The 2,546-nt window shown below is 39.4% G+C and carries 2 protein-coding genes; both read left to right on the top strand.

Annotated elements, in window-relative coordinates; translation table 11 throughout:
- Positions 1-202 precede the first annotated feature (202 nt).
- Positions 203-775, top strand: a complete 573-nt coding sequence (locus tag QZY95_RS12825) for a hypothetical protein (protein WP_290924135.1) — start codon at positions 203-205, stop codon at positions 773-775.
- Between the two features lie 66 nt (positions 776-841).
- Positions 842-2,546: hypothetical protein (locus QZY95_RS12820; protein WP_290924133.1), on the top strand; the 1,705-nt coding region annotated here is incomplete at its 3' end.

Raw genomic sequence — 2,546 nt, 5'->3', positions numbered from 1 at the left:
ATGATAGCTGACTTAGGGGAATATGCTAGGGCGAACGTGGTGGAACATTTATTTGGTACATTTTTACGTGATAGTGCTGCGGGGATTGGTATTGGGGAGAAAAGGTAGCGTTGTTGTTTTGTAAGTCGGGCGTTTGCTTGATTAGAAGGAGTGTTCTAGTTACTGTTTAGAAATATTATAAAAAATATTTTTGGGGACGGATATGGGTGATGAGTTTAAAGTTAAGTGTAGCCGGGACGGTGATCAGTTTCACTATTGGTGGGCAACTAGAAAATGTCTCAAGCTTTTAATTCCGAAATCAGATCTTGTTTCTGTTACGATTGAAGGGCCTTCATTTAATGAAACTGAATCTGGAGCAATAGCAAGCGGAGAAGAGATTGTTGATGTCGGTGAATATTATGGTGCTGAATCGTTACGAGATGCTCGATTGATTAAATATATCCAATTGAAACATTCAACAGCTCAAGAAGATAAAGAATTTACATTAAGTGGCTTAAAAAAGACATTGCGAAAATTTGCTGAGCGTTTTTCAAATGCTATTGATGAATGTCCAGAGTCTATTGAGACTAAGCGCTTAAAGTTTTCTTTTACAACAAATAGACCAATCAAATCTGAAATTAAAGAACTGGTACGTCAAAGTGCGTCATGCTTGCCTATAACGAATGTATCTCTTCATAATAAATTACTTTCCTATACAGGTCTTTCTCCAGATAAATTAAATGTCTTTTGTGACTTGCTTGAATTGACAGATTCGATTCCTTCTTGGCAACAATAGGAGCATTTAGCATATGATGAATCTGCTCGTTTTCTTTCATCTCGTGATGCTGATGCAACCCTTCAATTGAAGGAGCTTATTACCCAAAAAGCCACTACAAAATATACGTTAGATCCTCACATTCGCCGCACTGACGTCTTGCGACGGTTAGGCGTTGAGGAAGCAGAACTTTTTCCGTGTGAAAGTAAAATTGCGGTACCTAGTTTAACGATTGAACGTGATTGTTATCAGGGTATTATAAAAAATATTCTCTCAAATACTGACAGTGTTTCTATAGTCGAGGCTCATGGTGGTATTGGAAAAACAGTATTCACGACATGTATTGAAAAGTATTTACCTACAGGTTCTGTAAGCCTTGTTTATGACTGTTTCGGTAATGGTCAATATCGAAATTTGAGCCAGTCTAGGCATAGGCATAAAGATGCTTTTGTGCAGATGGCTAATGAGCTTGCTGCGTTGGGTTTGTGTGACCCTCTGATTCCAAGTGGAAAATCAGATAATAAAGACTTTATTGCATCGTTTATAACGCGAGTTCAAAGTGCCATAACAACTATTCGACTTTCCACCCCCAGTGCTTTTTTGATTATTACTATAGATGCTGCGGATAATTCACAAATAGCTGCTGAAGAATTTGGGGATCATCGAGCATTTGTAAAAGATTTCGTTCGAGAAAAACTCCCTGAAGGTGTTAAGCTGGTTGTTACTGCTCGGCCATATCGAGTGGGATTGCTTGATATGTCAGAAAGGGTTTTGAAGCAAAGTATCCCTGAATTTTCATTAGAAGAAACCAAAATTCATGTAAAAAGCTTTGTGAATGTGGTCGACGATAGTCTTTTTGCTGAATTTCATAGGTTAAGTTCTAAGAATCCTCGTGTGCAGAGTTGGGCTCTCGATTCTGTTAGTTCTTTGGAAATCGCGCTCAGTAAGTTTGGGAGTGATGCAAAGGATGTTAACGATACACTTTTTGATATGCTTGAGTCTGCGATCGAAGCTTCAGGGTTAGGCAGCAAAAGTGATGTTGAGAGATTGTGCTCTGCCATAGCTATCTTACCTCCTTTAATTCCCCTTGAATTGTTAGCTGATGTTACTGGACTTCAGCAGTCTATGATACAGAGTTTTGTTGCTGATCTTAAAAAGCCGATCGCTCTCATAGATGGTTATTTATATTTTTGCGATGAGCCTGCTGAAGAATGGTTTAGGACAAAGTATGAAAAAAGCGCAGTAGAACTTGAGCAGTTCATTCATGTAATAGAAAAGCAGGCCAGTATGTCTGCCTATGCTGCAGCAATTCTTCCCATGTTGCTTTATAAAGCTGAAAAGATTGATAAGCTCATTGAATTAGCATTGTCTAAGAAAGGGTTGCCTGATGAAGACTCTATTGAGAAGAAAGAAATTAGGCACAATCGTCTTCAGTTTGCACTAAAATCTTCTTTGAAAACAGAAAGATATTCGGATTCAATTGCGTTGGCTTTTCAGTTAGGCGGAGCGACTGCAGGTGATGAGCGTGTAACTAAGCTTTTGCAGGAGAATGTTGATTTAGCCGGAGTAGCATTGGCTCCCTCAACAGTGCAGCAGTTCGTGGCGAAGCGTAAGTTTAGTTCTGTCAAAAAATGGCGTGGAGACCATCATATATACGATGCGAGTATGCAAGCCATGAATCCTAGTTTAGCCGCTGATGCTTTTAGTAGCTTGAGGATGGCGCTAGATTGGTTTGAGGATAAAGTGCGCCGTATGATCCTACAACGAAAATGTGGACACCAAGTTAAGCCAC

The organism is Halodesulfovibrio sp. (assembly GCF_015482765.1).
Taxonomy (GTDB): Bacteria; Desulfobacterota; Desulfovibrionia; order Desulfovibrionales; family Desulfovibrionaceae; genus Halodesulfovibrio.
Note: the sequence above shows the minus strand (reverse complement) of the source record. Positions and strands in the feature narration are given on the sequence as shown.

What these genes read in the sequence shown, in the direction of transcription:
- QZY95_RS12825 (WP_290924135.1), top strand. Translation starts at nt 203, where the DNA reads ATGGGTGATGAGTTTAAAGTTAAGTGTAGCCGGGACGGTGATCAGTTT.